This is a genomic window from Kitasatospora sp. NPDC089797 (assembly GCF_040684795.1).
Lineage (GTDB): Bacteria > Actinomycetota > Actinomycetes > Streptomycetales > Streptomycetaceae > Kitasatospora.
This window is the reverse complement of record NZ_JBFBGS010000038.1, coordinates 81,527-97,021: the sequence shown is the minus strand read 5'-3', so window position 1 is coordinate 97,021 and position 15,495 is coordinate 81,527. Positions and strand designations below refer to the sequence as shown.

The window sequence follows — 15,495 nt, the reverse complement described above, 5'->3', positions numbered from 1 at the left end:
CACCATTAAATACACATCTTTTGTAACAGTCTTTCCCAACACTACGCTCTTCGGATCTCGCCGACAACCACCCGGGGTGCGCCGCCCCCGTCCCGGGCCGCGCGGCCCCGCTCGGCAGGCACGGGGGGTGCCCGGGCGCCCGCCGCCCCCGCCCGGAGCGGGAAGTCGTCCCCGCCGACTTCCCGCTCCATCCGGCTGCCCGTTCCCGCTCCCCGTCGGCGGGGCGGTGTCGGACCCGCGCGCTAGCGTGCGCGGCATGACGACCCACTCCCCCGCGGCCTCCGGCTCCCTGACCCTCGCGCCCTGGTCCGCGCGGGGCCTGGACGTGCTGCACCGCCAGAACACCCCCGAACTGACCGAGCACCTGGGCGGGGTGGAGAGCACCGAGCGGATACGGCTGCGGCACGAGCGCTACCTCGCGATGACGGACGGGCGGATGTTCCTGCTGATGCTCGACGGCGAGGCGGCCGGGTCGGTCGGGTACTGGCCGCACACCTGGCAGGGGCAGGAGGTGTACGAGACCGGGTACGCCGTGCTGCCCGAGTACCAGGGCCGGGGCCTGGCGGTGCGGGCCCTGCTGCTGTGCGCCCGCCGGGCCGGGCACCCGGGCGGGCCGGCGTGGCTGCACGCCTTCCCCTCGGTGCGGCACGACGCCTCCAACGCGGTGTGCCGCAGGGCGGGGTTCGAGCTGCTCGGCGAGGTCGACTTCGAGTACCCGCCGGGCCGCCGCCTCCGCTCCCACAACTGGCGCCTGGCACTCACGGTGTAGCCACGGACGGCGGCGGGCCCGGCGCTTCCCCCGCACGCCGAGGGGGCCCGGCGGCGAGCGGCCGGGCGGCTCCCGGCTAGGCATCCGGGTGCCGGTGGTCGGCGCTGTCGTCGGCGGGGAGGCCGAACATCGGCAGGCAGGGGGTCAGGCCGTCGATCGAGACGGGGATCCCTGCCGGTGTCTGCTGCTCCTGCCAGCGGGTGCGGGTCAGCCTCAGGCGGCGCTTGGTCGCGGGCCGGCCGCGGACCACGCGGCGCTCGGTGCCGTCGGGTTCGTAGCCGAGCTTGCGGGAGACCCGGTACGAGGTGTCGTTGTCCTCGAAAGCGCCCGACGTCGCCTCCAGCGCGCCCAGCCCGGCGAAGGCCAGGTGCAGGACGGCGGCCCGCATCTCGGTGCCGATCCCCTTCCCCTGGTGCCGCGCGCCGAGCCAGGAGGCGGTGCCGACCTCGCGCAGCACGGCGAAGTCGCGGGCGGTGACGGTCTGCAGGCCGACCACCCGGCCGTCCTCGAGCACGGCCAGGTTCAGGGACCAGTCCTGCGGCGACCAGGCGCCCCGGCACAGCCAGTGGTGCTGCACCACCGAGCGGGCCCGCTCGGCCGGGGGCAGGTCGGTCCACGGCACGAGGAACGGCATCCGGTCCGGGGCGTGGATGCCCTCGGCCGCGAGCGCGGCCAGGTCGGCGAGTTCGTCGTCGGCGGGCAGCCGCAGCTCCAGCCGGGGCGTGGTCAGTCGCAGGGCCAGCAGCGGCCAGTGATCGGTCAGCATGCGTCATTGTCGGTGACGGTCGCGGCCGCGGTCATCCGGTTTCCGGGGCCCCGGTTTCCGGCCCGGCTCCCGGCTCCCGGCCCGCGCGCGGGTGCTCAGCCCAGGCGGTGGGCCAGGCCGGGGTAGTCGCGCACCAGGCCGTCCGGGTCGATGAGCAGGTCGGCGTGGTAGTCGCCGGAGGCGTAGCGGACGGTGGCGGTGCCGTCGGCGGCGCGGCGCAGGTGGGTGTAGGTCTGGCGGGAGGGGTGGACGGTCAGGTCGGGCACCCGGATCCAGGCCATCAGGAAGTGCCGCTCGCCGGGGCCCTGGTGGAGGCCGTGGCGCAGCACCGGCGGGGTGTTGGTGAGCGGGGAGAGGCCGAGGTCGCAGTCGAGGGCGCCGTCGAGGTCGGGGCGCGCGGTGCCGTCGACGCTCCAGCGGCCGGTGTCGTCGCGGCGCAGGTCGAGGGTGCGGGTGGCCTCGGGGGTGTGGGCGGTCAGCTGGAGGCGGCGGGTGGTGAAGTCCGGGGCGGTCTCGAGTGCGTAGGTGAGCCAGTAGGGGGCCGGGCGGGTGGCGGCGACCCGGCCGCGGGCGGCCAGGGTGGTGGGGGTGCGGGTGATCCAGGCGGTCTCCAGGCCGTCGGTCTCGTCGATCTTCCAGGTGGGGACGGTGGCGGGGGCGGTCATCGGCCCACGGTAGCGTCCGGCTGTGACAGTGCCTCGGACGCCGGGGCGGGGCCGTCGGCGAGGGCGGCGAACAGGACGACGGGCAGTTCGCGGTCCTCCTGTCCGACGCTCAGGCCGAGCCAGCGCGGGCCCGCTGCGCCGTCGGGCAGCGGCCAGACGTGCAGGGTGACGGCCTTGCCGCTGAGCAGGGCCAGCGGTTCGGGGGCGGGGCGGCCGGGGTGCTCCGCGTCGTGGTCCGTCGTCAGGTGGGGGAACAGGTCGACGGCGTACGGGCGGCCCCAGCGCGCGGTGAGGACCTCGGCGAGGGCGGCGAGTCGGGCGGCGGCCAGGTCGTGTGCGCGCTCGCAGGCCTACCCGTCCTCGTCGTCCCAGAAGTCCCGGCTGACGTGCAGTTCCTCGACCCGGTAGCCCGGGCCGGCGTACCCGGTGGCGTGGGCGCTGTCGGCCGGGGCGTAGGGGTCGGGGTCGGCGAGCAGTTCGTCGACGCGGTCGAGGTGCTGCGGCGGGGTGGGCGCGGGATCGTTGACGTCCTCCAGGCCCTAGAGGACCTGGATTCCTACCACCGGAACGTGCCGGTCTGGGTGGGTTCCTGCTTCAACGCGCGGTGCCGGGACCGAAGCCCCGGTCTTACCTACGCTCTGCGAGGCGTTTAGCCTGTCCGTCCGTCCGGCGGCCAGGATGTTGCGTGCGGCGTTGATATCGCGGTCGTGGACAGTCCCGCAGTCCCCGCAGGCCCACTCACGGACCGACAGCGGCTTGGGGCCGTCCTTGATCCCGCAGGCGGAGCAGACCTGAGAGGTGGGCTCGAAGCGGGCGATGCGGCCGAAGTACCGGCCGTGCTTGATGGTCTTGTACTCCAGCATCGCAAGGAACTGCGACCATCCGGCGTCGTGCACGGACTTGGCGAGGTCGGTCCGCGCGAGGCCCTTCACCGCGAGGTCTTCCACGTACAGCGCTTGGTTGTCGCGCACGAGTCGCGTGGATTCCTTGTGGTGCCAGTCCCGGCGGCGGTCGGCCACGCGGGCGTGCTGACGCGCGACCTTCCTGCGGGCCTTGGCCCGGTTGTTGCTGCCCTTCGCGCAGCGACTCAGGGCCTTGTGCATCCGCTTGAGCCTGCGCTCTGCCCGGCGGAGGAACTTCGGGGCGTCGATCTTCTTCCCGTCCGACAGGACGGCGAAGTGGGTGAGACCGAGGTCGATCCCGGTCTCGCCGTCCAGGTCGCCGCCGAAGTCCAGGTCTTCGATGATCTGCGGTTCGGTGTCCACGACGAAGGATGCCCAGTACCGGTCGGCGGCGTCCTTGGTGACCGTGACCGAGGTCGGGGCGGCCGGGAGAGGACGCGACCAGCGCACCTGAAGGTCGCCGATCTTCGCCACGTACAGACGGCCGTTGTCCCGCAGGGAGAACCCGTTGGCGGTGAGCCGGACCGACTGCCGATTGTCCCGCTTCGACTTGAAGCGAGGGGGTGCGATCTTCGGACCCTTGCGCCTGCCGGTGACCGAGGAGAAGAAGTTCCGGTAGGCGGTGTGCAGATCCCGAAGGGACTGCACCAGCACCACCGACGACACATCCGCCAGCCACGCACGTTCCTCGGTGTGCTTCGCGGTGGTGATGACCTGCTTCTGCAAGTCGGTGTCCTTGACGTACGGCAGCCCCGCCGCATGGGCTTCCCGACGTGCCCGGAGGCCGTCGTTGAAGACCACCCTCGCGCACCCGAACGCCTGAGCCAGCGATCGACGCTGACCGGGCGTGGGATGCACGCGGTAGTTGTATCGGAGCTGCACGACCCTGATCGTATCGTTTGGTCCATGGCTGTCGAAACCGACTACAGACGCGGCCGGCACGTGGTTTCCGCGATGCATGTCCACTTGGTCTTCGTGACCAAGTACCGGCGCGGTGTCTTCAACGACGAGATGCTGACCGTCTGCGAGGAGGCGATGCGGAAGGTCTGTACCGACTTCGAAGCCCAGCTGATCGAGTTCAACGGTGGAACCGATCACGTCCACCTGCTGGTGAACTACCCGCCGAAGGTCGCCGTCTCCAGCCTGGTGAACAGCCTCAAGGGCGTATCCGCGCGCATCCTCCGCCGGGACTTCACCGGCCGTGCGAACCGCGCCATCATGCACGGCCACTTCTGGTCTCCGTCCTACTTCGCCGCGTCCTGCGGCGGCGCACCGCTTACGATCATCCGGCAGTACATCGAACAACAGCAGCGCCCGGTGTGAAGATCCGCACTGACGGACCGTTCCGTCCAACCCCGCCCTGAAGGACGGGCCTTGCGCCGGAAGACCCGGTCACGGGTGGCAAGGGTAGGCGGCGGCACCGACAGGCGGGGCCGTCGGCCGGGGCGGCGGCGGGGCGTCGACGGCCTGGCGGCGGGGGCGGCGGTCTCGACGGGGGCGGGTGGGCGGGCCCATCCTCGTCCCGGGGCGCGCCGTACGACCCCGACCCTCGCCCGAAGGAGCTCCCGTGGACGACCAGTCGAACCCGCCCGACGCCCGGTGCCCGATGGGGCCGCGTCTGGTCCTGGACCCCACCGGGCGGGCCCGCGACGCCGAGAGCGCCGAGCTGTTCGCGCGCGGGCCCGCCACCCCCGTGGACCTGCTCGGGGTGCCGGCCTGGGCGGTGGCCGACCCGCTGCTGCTGGAGGAGCTGCTGCGGGACCCGCGGGTGTCCAAGGACGGCCAGCAGCACTGGCCGGACTTCGAACGGCTGGTGCCGGACTGGCCGTTGGCCCTGTGGGTGAGCGCGCGCAACATGTTCAACGCGCACGGCGCCGACCACCGCCGGCTGCGCCGCCTGGTGGGCGCCGCGTTCACCGCCCGTCAGGTCGGCTCGATGGCCGAACGGGTCGAGGAGCTGACCGCCGCCCTGCTGGACACCATCGCCCTGACCCCGCCCGGGACGGCGGTGGACCTGCGCGAACGCCTGGCCTACCCGCTGCCGATCCAGGTGATCGGCGAACTGCTGGGCCTGCCGGTCGAGTTGCGCGACCGCTTCCGCCACCACGTCGACCGGGTCTTCTCCACCACCCTCACCCCCGAGGAGGCCGCGGCCAACGCCGCCGCCTTCCTCGGCATGCTGGAGGAGCTGATCGCGGCCAAACGGGCGCAGCCGGGCGAGGACCTGACCTCGCTGCTGATCGGGGTGCGCGACACCGAGGGCGACGGCGGCGCGCTGAGCGAGGAGGAGCTGCGCGACACCCTGCTGCTGATCGTCTCGGCCGGGTACGAGACCACCGTCAACCTCATCGACAACGCGATCACCCTGCTGCTCACCCACCCCGAGCAGCTGGACCTGGTGCGGGCGGGCAAGGCCGGCTGGGCGGACGTGGTCGAGGAGGCGCTGCGCTGCGAGGCGCCGGTGGCGCACCTGCCGCTGCGCTACGCGGTGGAGGACATCGCCCTGCCGGGCGGGGCGGTGATCCGCCGGGGCGAGGCGATCCTGCCCTCCTACGCGGCGGCCGGGCGCCACCCGGTGCGCTACGGGGCGGCGGGCGCCGTCTTCGACGTGCTGCGGCCGGCGAAGGACCACCTGGCCTTCGGGCACGGCCCGCATTTCTGCCTCGGCGCGCCGCTGGCCCGGCTGGAGGCGCGCACGGCGCTGCGCGCGCTGTTCGAACGCTTCCCGCTCCTGGTGCTGCTGCCGGGGGCGGAGCTGGAGCCGGTGGACTCGCTGATCTCCAACGGGCACCGCTCGCTGCCGGTGCTGCTCACCCGGGAGTGACCGGGCGGCGGGGGGCCGTGCCGGGAGTTCTAGGGTGTGGATCATGCCCATACCCATCGAACTGGTGATCTTCGACTGCGACGGCGTACTGCTGGACAGCGAGCGCGTGGCGGTGAAGGTGGACGCGCAGGTGGCGGCCGCGATCGGCTGGCCGCTGTCCGAGGCGGAGATCGTGGAGCGCTTCGTCGGCCGCACCCACGCCGACATGACCGCCGAGCTCGCCGCCCATGCGAGCGTGCCGCTGGAACCGGGCTGGGAGCAGGCCTACCAGCACCTGTACGACGAGGCGTTCGCCGCCGAACTCGCCCCCGTGGACGGGGTGGTGGAGGCGCTGGCGGAGCTGGAGCGGGCCGGGGTGCGCGACTGCGTCGCCTCCTCCAGCGGCCACGCCCGGCTGCGCGCGACCCTGGGGCGGACCGGGCTGCTGGCCCGCTTCGAGGGCCGGATCTTCAGCGCCGAGGACGTCGCGGCCGGCAAGCCCGCGCCCGACCTGTTCCTGCACGCCGCGGCCGCGGCGGGGGTCGAGCCGGCCACCTGCCTGGTGGTGGAGGACAGCAAGTACGGGGTGGCCGCCGCCCGCGCGGCCGGCATGCGCTCGCTCGGCTTCCACGGCGGCCTCACCCCGGCCGCCTGGCTGGCCGGGCCGGGCACCCGCACCTTCGACTCCATGCGCGAGCTGCCCGCCCTGGTCACCGGCGCCGCCGCACTGCCGCTGCCGTGACGTGACGTGACCGGGCGGGGTGAACGGCGCGGCGGGTCCGGGCCGTTGTGCCGGAGGGGGAAGTGGACGGCACCGGCCCGGGGCCGGCGCGGCGACAGGAGGCGGAACGTGGCGGCGGAGCACGCGGTCATCGAGCAGGTACGGCGGCTGGGCCCGGGCCCGGAGCGGGACCTCTCCCCCGACTACGCGCTCCTGCCCCCGGCCAGTCCGGCCCGGCCGGCCGGGCCGGACTGGCAGCGGCCGCTGGACGCCCTGGGGACGGTCCTCATCCCCCCGCAGGCCCGGCCCGCCCCGGCCGTACCGGCGCCGGCGCCGCTGACGGTGCCGACGCCGCTGCCGGTTCCGGCTCCCGTACCGGTTCCGGCCGCTCCGGCCCCGCTCCCGGCCCCCGCCGCCCTCCCGTACACCGCCCCGGCACCCCTCGCCCCGGCCCCAACCCCCGCCCCGACCCCGGCCCCGGCCCGGCTCGGCCGGCTGCTCGGCCGGGGCGAGCAGCGCGAGCGGGAACGGCTGACCGCCCTCATCCGCACCCCGCTGCACCGTTCCTTCCGGATCGCGGTCATCGGCCTCAAGGGCGGCGTCGGCAAGACCTCCGCGACGCTGGGCCTGGGGTCCGTCCTCGCCGAGACCCGGGCCGACAAGGTCGTCGCCGTCGACGCCAACCCGGACACCGGCACCCTGAGCCGGCGCATCCGCCGCGAGGGTGCGGCCACCGTCCAGGGCCTGCTGGCCGCCGCGCCCTCGATCACCGGCTACATGGACATCCGGCGCTTCACCTCGCTGACCCCCAGCGGCCTGGAGGTGCTGGCCAACGACGCCGACCCCACCGTCGCCGACGCCTTCGGCGGCGAGGACTACCGGCGCCTGGTCGAACTGCTCAGCCGCCAGTACCCGATCGTCCTGGCCGACTGCGGCACCGGGCTGCTGCACGGCTCCATGCGTGCCGTGCTCGACCTCGCCGACCAGCTGGTCATCACCGCCACCACCAGCATCGACGGCGCCGCCGGGGCCGACACCACCCTGGACTGGCTGTGTGCCAACGGCTACCAGGACCTCGCCCGGCGCAGCGTCACCGCCGTCTCCGGCGTCCGGGCCAAGGGCCGCACCGTCGGCGCCGACGACCTGCTGGACCATTTCGGCCGCCGCTGCCGGGGCGCCGTCGTGCTGCCCTTCGACGAACACCTCGCCCTCGGCGGCGTCTTCGAGCCCGCGCGCCTGCACCCCCGCACCCGCCGCGCCCACCTCACCCTGGCCGCCCTCGTCGCCGAGGGCATCCACCCGTCCGCCTCCTGACGGGCCGCCGGCCCGGACGGCGGCGGACGGGCCCAGAGGGTGTCCGACGATTCGCGTCGGATTCAGCGCGCGGCGTGGGCCACTGCGGTCGGGCGTCTTCCGGCCGAAGGCCGGGGGCGTCGGCGACCGACGACGCGGCGGGGTGCGTGCCCCGACGCCGCGCGCCCGGCTCGCACCCGGCGGGAATCGTCGGACGGGCCCCGGCTGTGTCGACCACCGTCGACAACGCTCGTGGTCGATACACCCGGCGGGCCGCAACGGGCTCCGCCCTCGGCCGTCAGGGCTTCCAGGCGCGGGGGCGCCAGGCGTGGCGGCGGGCGGTGGTGACCAGGAGGGCCAGGCCGAGGGTGAGGACGACGGTGGCGAGGACGGCGGCGGCGACGGTCGCGGCCTGGTGGGGGGCGGGGTCGGGGGGCGGGGGTTGGAGGGCGGGGGCCGTGGCGGGCGGTAGGGCGGCGGCCGGGGTGGCGGGCGCGGTGGTGGTGAGGGCGGCCAGGGGGTCGACGGTGCCGTAGCCCAGGCGGGGGTCGGGCAGGGCGGTGCCGGGGTGGTAGGCGGTGGATTCGAGGCGGTCGCGCAGGTGGGCGGGGTCGAGGTCGGGGTGGTAGCCGAGCAGCAGGGCGGCGGTGCCGGCCACCACGGCGGTGGCGAAGCTGGGGCCGCTGCCGGTGAAGTAGCCCCGGCCGGCCGGTCCGGTGCTCATCATCGCCTCGCCCGGGGCCGTCAGGTCGACCCGGGGGCCGGCCGGGGTGCCCGCCGGGGCGGGGGTGTCCTGGGCGGTGACGGCGGTGACGGCGGTGACGGCGGCGCCGCTGCCGCTGGTACCGCTGCCCGTGCCCCCGCCCCCGCCGCTGCCCGTACCCCCGCCCGGGGCGGTGCCGCCCGGGGCGAGGGCGGCGACGGTGAGGACCTGGGACGGGGCGGAGGCCACGGCGGCGTTGCCCTGGTCGAAGGCGGCCGGGGCGACGACCAGGGCGCCCTTGCCGTCGGCGTGGCGCAGCGCGTCGTCGAGGGCGGGGTCGCCGGCGGGCAGGGGCAGGGCGGAGGCGATCACCCGGGCGCCGGCGTCGGCCGCGTCGCGGATGCCCTTGGCGAGCAGGGCCGGGGTGGTGGCGCCGGTGTCGTCGGTGACGGCCACGGCGAGGATGCGGGCCTCGGGGGCGATGCCGGCGAAGCCGGTGCCGTCCTGGTGGCGGGCGGCGATCAGGCCGGCGAGGAAGGTGCCGTGGCCGACGCAGTCGCGGGTGGAGTCGCCGGTGCCGTACTCGCGCGGGCCGGTGACCAGGCGTTCGCCCAGGACGCCGGAGGCGCCGTCGACGCCGGAGCCGACCACGGCGACGGTCACCCCGGTGCCGCGGCTGAGCGGCCAGGCGACCTCGGGGTGCAGGTAGGTCTGGGCCCAGGGGGTGCGGTCGGTGCCCTTGTCGGAGGGTTTGAGGCACTCGCCGGGGCGGGCGGCGGAGCGGTTCTGGGCGATCACGGGCAGGGCGGAGGCGTCGCCGGAGGCGGCGGCCGCCGCGGTGGACAGGAGGGTGAGGGCGGCGAGCAGGGCGAGGGCGGTCAGCAGGGCGAGCGGGGTGAGGAGACGGGCCGTCACGCCGCGCTCCCGCGGACCAGCGCGGGGACGTCCTGGGGCAGCAGCAGGCTCAGTTCGGACACGTCGCCGATCTCCAGGCGGGCCAGGCGCCCGGCCTGGCGGGTGACCATCGCCTCCAGGGTCTGGCGGGCGAAGCGGCCGTTGCCGAAGGTGCGGTCGCGGGGGACGGCCGTGCACAGGGTGCTCAGCGCGGTGAGGGTCTCGGGGGCGCAGAGGTAGCCGGCGTCCTCGGCCTGGCCGGCGATGATGGTGACGAGTTCGTCGGCGCTGTAGTGCTCGAAGGTGATCTGCTGGGGGAAGCGCGAGGCCAGGCCGGGGTTGGAGGCCAGGAAGCCCTGCATCTCGTCCTGGTAGCCGGCCACGATGACCACCACCTCGTCGCGGTGGTCCTCCATCAGCTTCATCAGGGTGTCCACGGCCTCCTGGCCGAAGTCGCCGGAGGCGGCGGCGCCGCGCGGGGTGAGGGTGTAGGCCTCGTCGATGAACAGGACGCCGCCGCGGGCGCGTTCGAAGGCCTCCTTGGTGAGCTGGGCGGTGTGGCCGATGTAGCGGCCTACCAGGTCGGCGCGGGCGGTCTCGATCAGCTGGCCGGTGGGCAGCACGCCGAGTTCGGCGAGCAGGGCGCCGTAGAGGCGGGCGACGGTGGTCTTGCCGGTGCCGGGCGGGCCGGCGAAGACCAGGTGGTGGCTGATCCGGGCGGCGGGCAGGCCGGCCTCCTCGCGGCGGCGGGCCTGGGTGATCAGGTTGACCAGGTTCTCCACCTGTTCCTTGGCCGCGGCCAGGCCCACCATCGCCCGCAGCCGGGCGAGGAGTTCGCTGCGTCCGTCCGGGCCGGCGCCGGGGCCGGCGGCGCGCACGGCGTCGGCGCCGAGGTCCTCGGGCAGCAGCAGCGGCAGGTCGGCGTCGGTGACCTCGGGCAGGGCGGCCAGCCGGGAGGCCTGGCGGTCGACCATCTCCTCGAAGACCTTGCGGGCGGCGCGGCCGTTGCCGAAGTCGGCGCCCTTGGGCATCCGGGTGAAGTGGGCGCCCAGGGCCTGCGTGGTGGCGTCGGCGAGGTCGAACCCGTGGGCGGCGGCGGCGCGTTGGACGATGGTGACCAGTTCCTCGGCCGAGTAGTTGCGGAACTCGACGGTGCGGCTGAAGCGGGAGGCCAGGCCGGGGTTGGAGGCCAGGAAGTCGGTCATCTCCTCGGAGTAGCCGGCCACGATCACCACCACGTCGTCGCGGTGGTCCTCCATCAGCTTGACCAGGGTGTCGATCGCCTCGCGGCCGAAGTCCGGGCCGGTGCCGCCGGATCCGGCGGACAGGGTGTAGGCCTCGTCGATGAACAGCACGCCGCCGAGCGCGGACTGGAAGACCTCGGTGGTCTTGATGGCGGTGCCGCCGACGATGGAGGCGACCAGGTCGGCCCGGGCGACCTCGGTGAGGTGGCCGCTGCGCAGGACGCCGAGTTCGGCCAGGATCGCGCCGTAGAGGCGGGCGACGGTGGTCTTCCCGGTGCCGGGCGGCCCGGCGAAGATCAGGTGCCGGCCCATCGGCAGGGCGGGCATGCCGGCCTGTTCGCGGCGCCGGGCCAGCTTGTTGAGGTTGACCAGGGTGGCGACCTGCTCCTTGACGCCCTCCAGGCCGACCAGGGCCTGGAGGGCGGCCTGCGGGCCCTCGGGGTCGGGCGGCGGCGGCTGCTCGGCGCCGTCCGGCCGGGGGGCGTCCGCGTACCCGCCGTCGTCCTCCCCGTGGTCCCTGTGGTCCCCTTCCGCGGGGGCCGGGCGGGCGGCGGGGACGGGGGCGCCGGGGCGGGCCTCGGCGCTGCCGTGGCTGTCGGCGTGGGCGTTGTCGCGGCTGGTCAGGTCCTGGACGGCGAGGCGGGTGCTGGGCCGGCTCTGGCGCAGTCCCGAGCCGCGGTTGCCAGTGGCGGTGCAGCCGGTGACGCGCACCGGTTCCTCGGAGTCCACCCGCAGTCCGTCGCGGCCGTTGTCGGTCAGTTCGCAGCCGGTCAGGGCGGCGCGGGCGCCGGGGGCGAGCAGGGCGCCGTGGCGGCGGTTGCCGTGGATCCGGGTGCGGGCGGCGGTGAGTTCGCCGTCGTCCTCGACGAGCAGGCCGTCGCCGCTCCAGTCGGCGATGTCGCAGTCGCGCAGCGAGACCAGGCCGCCGGGGCCGATCTCGACGCCGTTGACCGCCGCCGCGGCGGTGCCGGTGCTGCCGCTGCTGCTGCCGCGCACGGTGGTGGCGCCGACCTGGGTGTTGCCGCCGTCGGAGACCCGCAGGGCGGCGCGCCCGCCCGCCCCCAGCAGGCAGGACTCCAGCCGGCCGCGGCCCTCGCGCAGCACCTCGACGCCGTGGCCGCCGACCTCGGCGACGTCCAGGCGGCGCAGCAGCGGGTTGGCGCCGTCGCGCACCACGACCCCGGCGCCGGCGGCGCCCCGCACCTCCAGGCGGTCGAACTCGGCGGCGCTCTCGCCGGTGTGGTCGACCGCGTCGCCGGCGCCGCCGGTGACGGTGGTGCGGGTCAGGACCGGGCTGGCGGACTCGTCGACCAGGATGCCGGTGCCCTGGGCGTCGGCGACCGCGCACTCCTCGAAGCGGCCCCGGGAGCGGCCGGTGACGTGGATGCCGTGGCCCTTGGCGCGGGCGGTGCGGCAGCGGCGCACCAGCGGGTCGGTGCCGCCGGCCAGGACCAGTGCGTGGCCGCGGGTGCTCTCGAGGGTGCAGTCCTCCAGCAGGACCTGCGCGGCGGAGCTGACGTAGACGCCGAGCGCGACGTCGCGCACGGTGGTGCGCAGCACCCGGGTGGTGCTGTGCTCCTCCAGGGCGATGGCGGGCTTGTCGGTGGCGGAGATCTCGCAGTCCTCGACGGAGCCGCGGCCCTCGCCGTTGGCGCAGACGCCGTTGCCGCGGGCGTCGCGCAGCACGCAGCGGCGGATGACGGGGTTGGCCTGTTCGCCGATCACCACGGCGGAGCTGCCGAGGTGTTCGATGACGGTGTCCTCGATGACGCTGGTGCCGGTGGAGGTCTCGACGATGCCGGCGCCGGCGGGGTTGACGACGCGGCAGCCGCGCATGGCCAGGGAGCCCTGCTGGCGGGTGAGGACGGCCGTCCAGGAGTTCCCGGCGACCTCGCAGTCCTGGAGGGCGGCCTGGCCGCGCGGCACGTCGACGGTGGGCAGTTCCTCGTCCTGGCCCTGGAGGACCAGGCCGGTGAGCTGGACGGCCTCGGCGACGACCTGGACGACGGCGCCCCGGCGCGGGGAGATGCGCACGCTGCCGGGGGCCTCCTCGGCGGTGATGGTCACCATCTTGGTGATCACCAGGTTCTCGTCGTAGCGGCCCGGGCGGACGCTGATCACCGCTCCGCTGCGGGCCGCCTCCAGGGCGGCGCCGATCGTGCGGTAGCCGCCCTCGCGCGGCTGCGCACCGACCGTCAGCACATGGCGGGTCATAGGGGCGTTCTCCTCCGTCGTTCGTGGCTGTGGTGCGGGTGGTGCTGGTGCTGCGGGTGGTGCTGGTGGTGCTGGTGGTGCTGGTGGTGCTGCCGGTGCTTCTCGCCGGCCGGGGTCAGCCGGTGCAGTCGGCCTTGACGGCGGAGGCCGCGTGGTGGGCGAAGGTCTTGACGCTGTCGCCGACCCAGTCCTGGCCGCGGCTGTGCATCGTGACGGCGATGCGGCCGCCGCTGAGCGGGAAGGTGCCCGCGGAGACCCACTGGCCGCGGTAGGAGACCTGGTTCACCTCGAAGGAGCGGCCCTGCACGGTGTAGTAGGTGGGGGCGCCGCCGACGGACTTGAGGTCGCCGTTGGGCACGTAGACGGACAGCCGGCAGCTGCCGGTGGTGAGCGGGCCGGTGGTGAAGGTCCACACCACGGTGTTGCTGTTGTCGTCCTTGTTGGCGGCGCCGGACATCGGCATCGAGGTGAAGCCGCCGCCGCAGCCGTCGCCGGTGTAGCCGCCGGAGTTCTTGCGCCAGCCCTTCTGCCCGTCGTCGTACCAGCCGCTCTGCTGCATGGAGGTGGAGCCGCCGCAGCCGGGGCCGGCGACGCCGTGGTAGGTGGGCGCGGGCGGCGGGGCGGGCTGGGTGGGCTTGGCCGGGGGCGGGGCGGGTTGCTGGGGGGCGGGCTGCTGGGGCTTGGTCTGCGGGGCGCCGGCGCCCTGGCCGCTGCCCTGACCGGTGCTCTGGCCGGTGTTCTGGCCGCCGTCCTGGGTGGCGGCGGGCGCTCCGGCGGTGCCCGGGGCGCCGGCGGCGGTGCGGCCGGCGGCCGTGGTCCCGTGGCCGCCCTGGTCGGCGGCGGCGCCGGGCAGGACGGCGCCGAGGGCCGCGGCGGCGGGCACCACGCCGTCCCCGGGCTGGGGGGCGCCCGGCTGGCCGGGTTCCGCGGGCTGGCCGGGCTGGCCCGGCTGCAGCGGCTGGTCACCGGGCGGGTTGCCGGGGTTGTCGGCGCCGGGGACGTAGCCGTTGCCGCCGCCGTCCGGCTGGGAGAACCCGGCGGGCGGCGGGCCGTCGGCGCCGTGCGGGCCGGGGCTGTCCCCGCCGAGGCCGGCCACCCCCAGCGGCACCCCGACCAGCACCAGGCCGGCCAGCACCGCGGCGGCCACCATCGGCTTGGGGATGCGCCGCTGGGCGCCCTCCCCCTCCGCCGCACCGTCCGGCGCGGGCACGGCACTGATGCCGGGCCGGGCCGTCCCGGTGCCCGCCGCCGTCGCGGCGGCCTCCCGTACCGGGGGCACCGCCCCGGCGGCGCCCACCGCCGCGGGGGCCCCGGGCGGCGCCGCGGGGCTCCCGGACTGTTCCGCCTCCGCCGCCGCCGGCTCGGGCAAGGCCCAGGCCACGGCGGGCAGTTGGATGCCCCCGCCCGACGACCGGCTCCCCCGCGCGCTCCGTTCCCTGCCCACCCGCACTCCCTGGCCTTGGACGACACCCGATGCCCAACACCTCTGCCGGGCCCGGTCGGTGACGACCGGGCCCGGCACAGGACATGGGCCCTACCCGTAGCGACGGGCGGCACGGCGCACCGGGTTCAGCCGATTTCCGGGCGGCGACGGCCGGGCTCCGGCCCGCGCCGCGCCGGGGGCCCGGTTCGGGCGTTGTGCGTCGGCCCGGCCCCGCGCGGGCGCGGGCCGCGGGTCACCCGGCCCGCGGGCCGGAGGCGGTGGGGATCCCGAGGGCGGCGGCCGTCGCCGCCCCGGCCACCGGCGGCGGCGCCGCCTCGGCCGGGGTGCCCTCGGCGTCCGGGACCTCAGCAGTGGGCTCCTCGACGGTGGGCTCCTCGACGTCCGGGACCTCAACGGTGGGCCCCTCGGCGGCGGGCTCCTCGACGTCCGGCGCCTCGGCGGCGGGGGTGCCCTCGGGCCCGGCGCCCCCGCCCGGTGCCGCCGCCGGGACGGCCGCGCGCAGGGCGTCCGGGTTGACGGTCAGCATCGCGTCGGCCGTCGGGTTGAGCAGGACGCCGTGGCCCTCCGGGAGGCGCTCCAGCAGGCCCGGCAGGTCGAGGAGGGCGTGGCCCAGGCGTCCGCCCGCCGCCCAGTGGCCGCCCGCGGTGAAGGCCAGGACGACGGGCGTGCCGGCCGGGTCCACGGCGGCCAGGAGCTGCCCGTCGGGGGCGAGCGGCACGGCGACCCGCGTCCGGGTCAGGCACCGGACCACGTCCTCGCCCGGGCCGTAGCCGGTGGCGGCCAGTTGGACGGCGGCGTCGACGGCGTCGGTCGGCGCGGCCCAGCCGAGGGCCTGCGGGGAGGGCCGGTACTCGGGGTTGGGCAGGAACTCCTCCGTCTCCCCCGCCTCGTCCGAGCGCCAGTGGCCGAGCACCGCCCACTCCGGCGGCGCCGCCTTGTCCCCCCAAGCGGGATCGACCACGCCGATCCAGTGGTCGGGCGCCAGCCGGGCCGCCTCCCGGACGTGCTCGGGCACGGGGATCTGCGCCGCGGCGGCGGGCCCGGCGTCGGCAGTGGTCATCGTCGGCTCCAATGCGG

Annotated in this window: 12 protein-coding genes; 5 read left to right on the top strand and 7 right to left on the bottom strand. The window is 75.8% G+C overall.

The features are described from left to right. The first annotated feature begins 256 nt into the window (after positions 1 to 256). The gene (locus AB0O91_RS27995) at positions 257 to 769 is read left to right on the top strand and encodes a GNAT family N-acetyltransferase (protein ID WP_363438498.1); all 513 of its coding nucleotides are present in this window, start codon (positions 257 to 259) and stop codon (positions 767 to 769) included. A 76-nt stretch (positions 770 to 845) separates the two neighbouring features. On the opposite strand, the gene AB0O91_RS27990 is transcribed toward AB0O91_RS27995, so the two are convergent. The 3 genes from AB0O91_RS27990 to AB0O91_RS27980 all read right to left on the bottom strand — a co-directional run bounded on the left by AB0O91_RS27990 (position 846) and on the right by AB0O91_RS27980 (position 3,984). Continuing rightward, complete coding sequence (locus tag AB0O91_RS27990) at positions 846 to 1,535, bottom strand: GNAT family protein (RefSeq protein ID WP_363438495.1); 690 nt, start codon at positions 1,533 to 1,535, stop codon at positions 846 to 848. Positions 1,536 to 1,630: 95 nt separating this feature from the next. Beyond that, positions 1,631 to 2,200, bottom strand: coding sequence for a putative glycolipid-binding domain-containing protein (locus tag AB0O91_RS27985; RefSeq protein ID WP_363438493.1), 570 nt, complete (start codon positions 2,198 to 2,200; stop codon positions 1,631 to 1,633). A gap of 539 nt (positions 2,201 to 2,739) precedes the next feature. Then, positions 2,740 to 3,984 carry an RNA-guided endonuclease TnpB family protein gene (locus tag AB0O91_RS27980; RefSeq protein WP_363438490.1) on the bottom strand — a complete coding sequence of 415 codons (1,245 nt, stop codon included), beginning with the start codon at positions 3,982 to 3,984 and terminating at the stop codon, positions 2,740 to 2,742. 24 nt (positions 3,985 to 4,008) lie between these two features. On the opposite strand from AB0O91_RS27980, the gene tnpA reads away from it, so the two are divergent. The 4 genes from tnpA to AB0O91_RS27960 all read left to right on the top strand — a co-directional run bounded on the left by tnpA (position 4,009) and on the right by AB0O91_RS27960 (position 7,940). After that, positions 4,009 to 4,425, top strand: coding sequence for an IS200/IS605 family transposase (gene tnpA, locus AB0O91_RS27975; RefSeq protein WP_363438487.1), 417 nt, complete (start codon positions 4,009 to 4,011; stop codon positions 4,423 to 4,425). A gap of 283 nt (positions 4,426 to 4,708) precedes the next feature. Continuing rightward, positions 4,709 to 5,926, top strand: coding sequence for a cytochrome P450 (locus AB0O91_RS27970; RefSeq protein WP_363438507.1), 1,218 nt, complete (start codon positions 4,709 to 4,711; stop codon positions 5,924 to 5,926). 43 nt (positions 5,927 to 5,969) lie between these two features. Beyond that, entirely contained in the window at positions 5,970 to 6,647 is a 678-nt protein-coding gene (locus AB0O91_RS27965) for an HAD-IA family hydrolase (RefSeq protein ID WP_363438484.1), read from the top strand. Positions 6,648 to 6,755: 108 nt separating this feature from the next. After that, the gene (locus AB0O91_RS27960) at positions 6,756 to 7,940 is read left to right on the top strand and encodes a MinD/ParA family protein (RefSeq protein ID WP_363438481.1); all 1,185 of its coding nucleotides are present in this window, start codon (positions 6,756 to 6,758) and stop codon (positions 7,938 to 7,940) included. A gap of 277 nt (positions 7,941 to 8,217) precedes the next feature. Here the strand turns inward: AB0O91_RS27960 and AB0O91_RS27955 are convergent, their stop codons facing one another. The 4 genes from AB0O91_RS27955 to AB0O91_RS27940 form a co-directional block, all read right to left on the bottom strand. Continuing rightward, positions 8,218 to 9,537 carry a S8 family serine peptidase gene (locus tag AB0O91_RS27955; RefSeq protein ID WP_363438478.1) on the bottom strand — a complete coding sequence of 440 codons (1,320 nt, stop codon included), beginning with the start codon at positions 9,535 to 9,537 and terminating at the stop codon, positions 8,218 to 8,220. Further along, a complete protein-coding gene (locus AB0O91_RS27950) occupies positions 9,534 to 12,974 on the bottom strand; it encodes a right-handed parallel beta-helix repeat-containing protein (protein ID WP_363438475.1) in 3,441 nt (1,146 codons plus the stop codon). Before AB0O91_RS27950 ends, AB0O91_RS27955 begins: the two co-directional genes overlap by 4 nt. A 115-nt stretch (positions 12,975 to 13,089) precedes the next feature. Continuing rightward, positions 13,090 to 14,355, bottom strand: a complete 1,266-nt coding sequence (locus AB0O91_RS27945) for a hypothetical protein (RefSeq protein ID WP_363438472.1) — start codon at positions 14,353 to 14,355, stop codon at positions 13,090 to 13,092. A gap of 295 nt (positions 14,356 to 14,650) precedes the next feature. Then, positions 14,651 to 15,478, bottom strand: a complete 828-nt coding sequence (locus tag AB0O91_RS27940; RefSeq protein WP_363438469.1) for a type VII secretion system-associated protein — start codon at positions 15,476 to 15,478, stop codon at positions 14,651 to 14,653. Positions 15,479 to 15,495: the final 17 nt, after the last annotated feature.

Coding starts and splice junctions, on each gene's coding strand:
- AB0O91_RS27995 (WP_363438498.1), top strand. CDS start 257: ATGACGACCCACTCCCCCGCGGCCTCCGGCTCCCTGACCCTCGCGCCC.
- AB0O91_RS27990 (WP_363438495.1), bottom strand. CDS start 1,535: ATGCTGACCGATCACTGGCCGCTGCTGGCCCTGCGACTGACCACGCCC.
- AB0O91_RS27985 (WP_363438493.1), bottom strand. CDS start 2,200: ATGACCGCCCCCGCCACCGTCCCCACCTGGAAGATCGACGAGACCGAC.
- tnpA (WP_363438487.1), top strand. CDS start 4,009: ATGGCTGTCGAAACCGACTACAGACGCGGCCGGCACGTGGTTTCCGCG.
- AB0O91_RS27970 (WP_363438507.1), top strand. CDS start 4,709: ATGGGGCCGCGTCTGGTCCTGGACCCCACCGGGCGGGCCCGCGACGCC.
- AB0O91_RS27965 (WP_363438484.1), top strand. CDS start 5,970: ATGCCCATACCCATCGAACTGGTGATCTTCGACTGCGACGGCGTACTG.
- AB0O91_RS27950 (WP_363438475.1), bottom strand. CDS start 12,974: ATGACCCGCCATGTGCTGACGGTCGGTGCGCAGCCGCGCGAGGGCGGC.
- AB0O91_RS27940 (WP_363438469.1), bottom strand. CDS start 15,478: ATGACCACTGCCGACGCCGGGCCCGCCGCCGCGGCGCAGATCCCCGTG.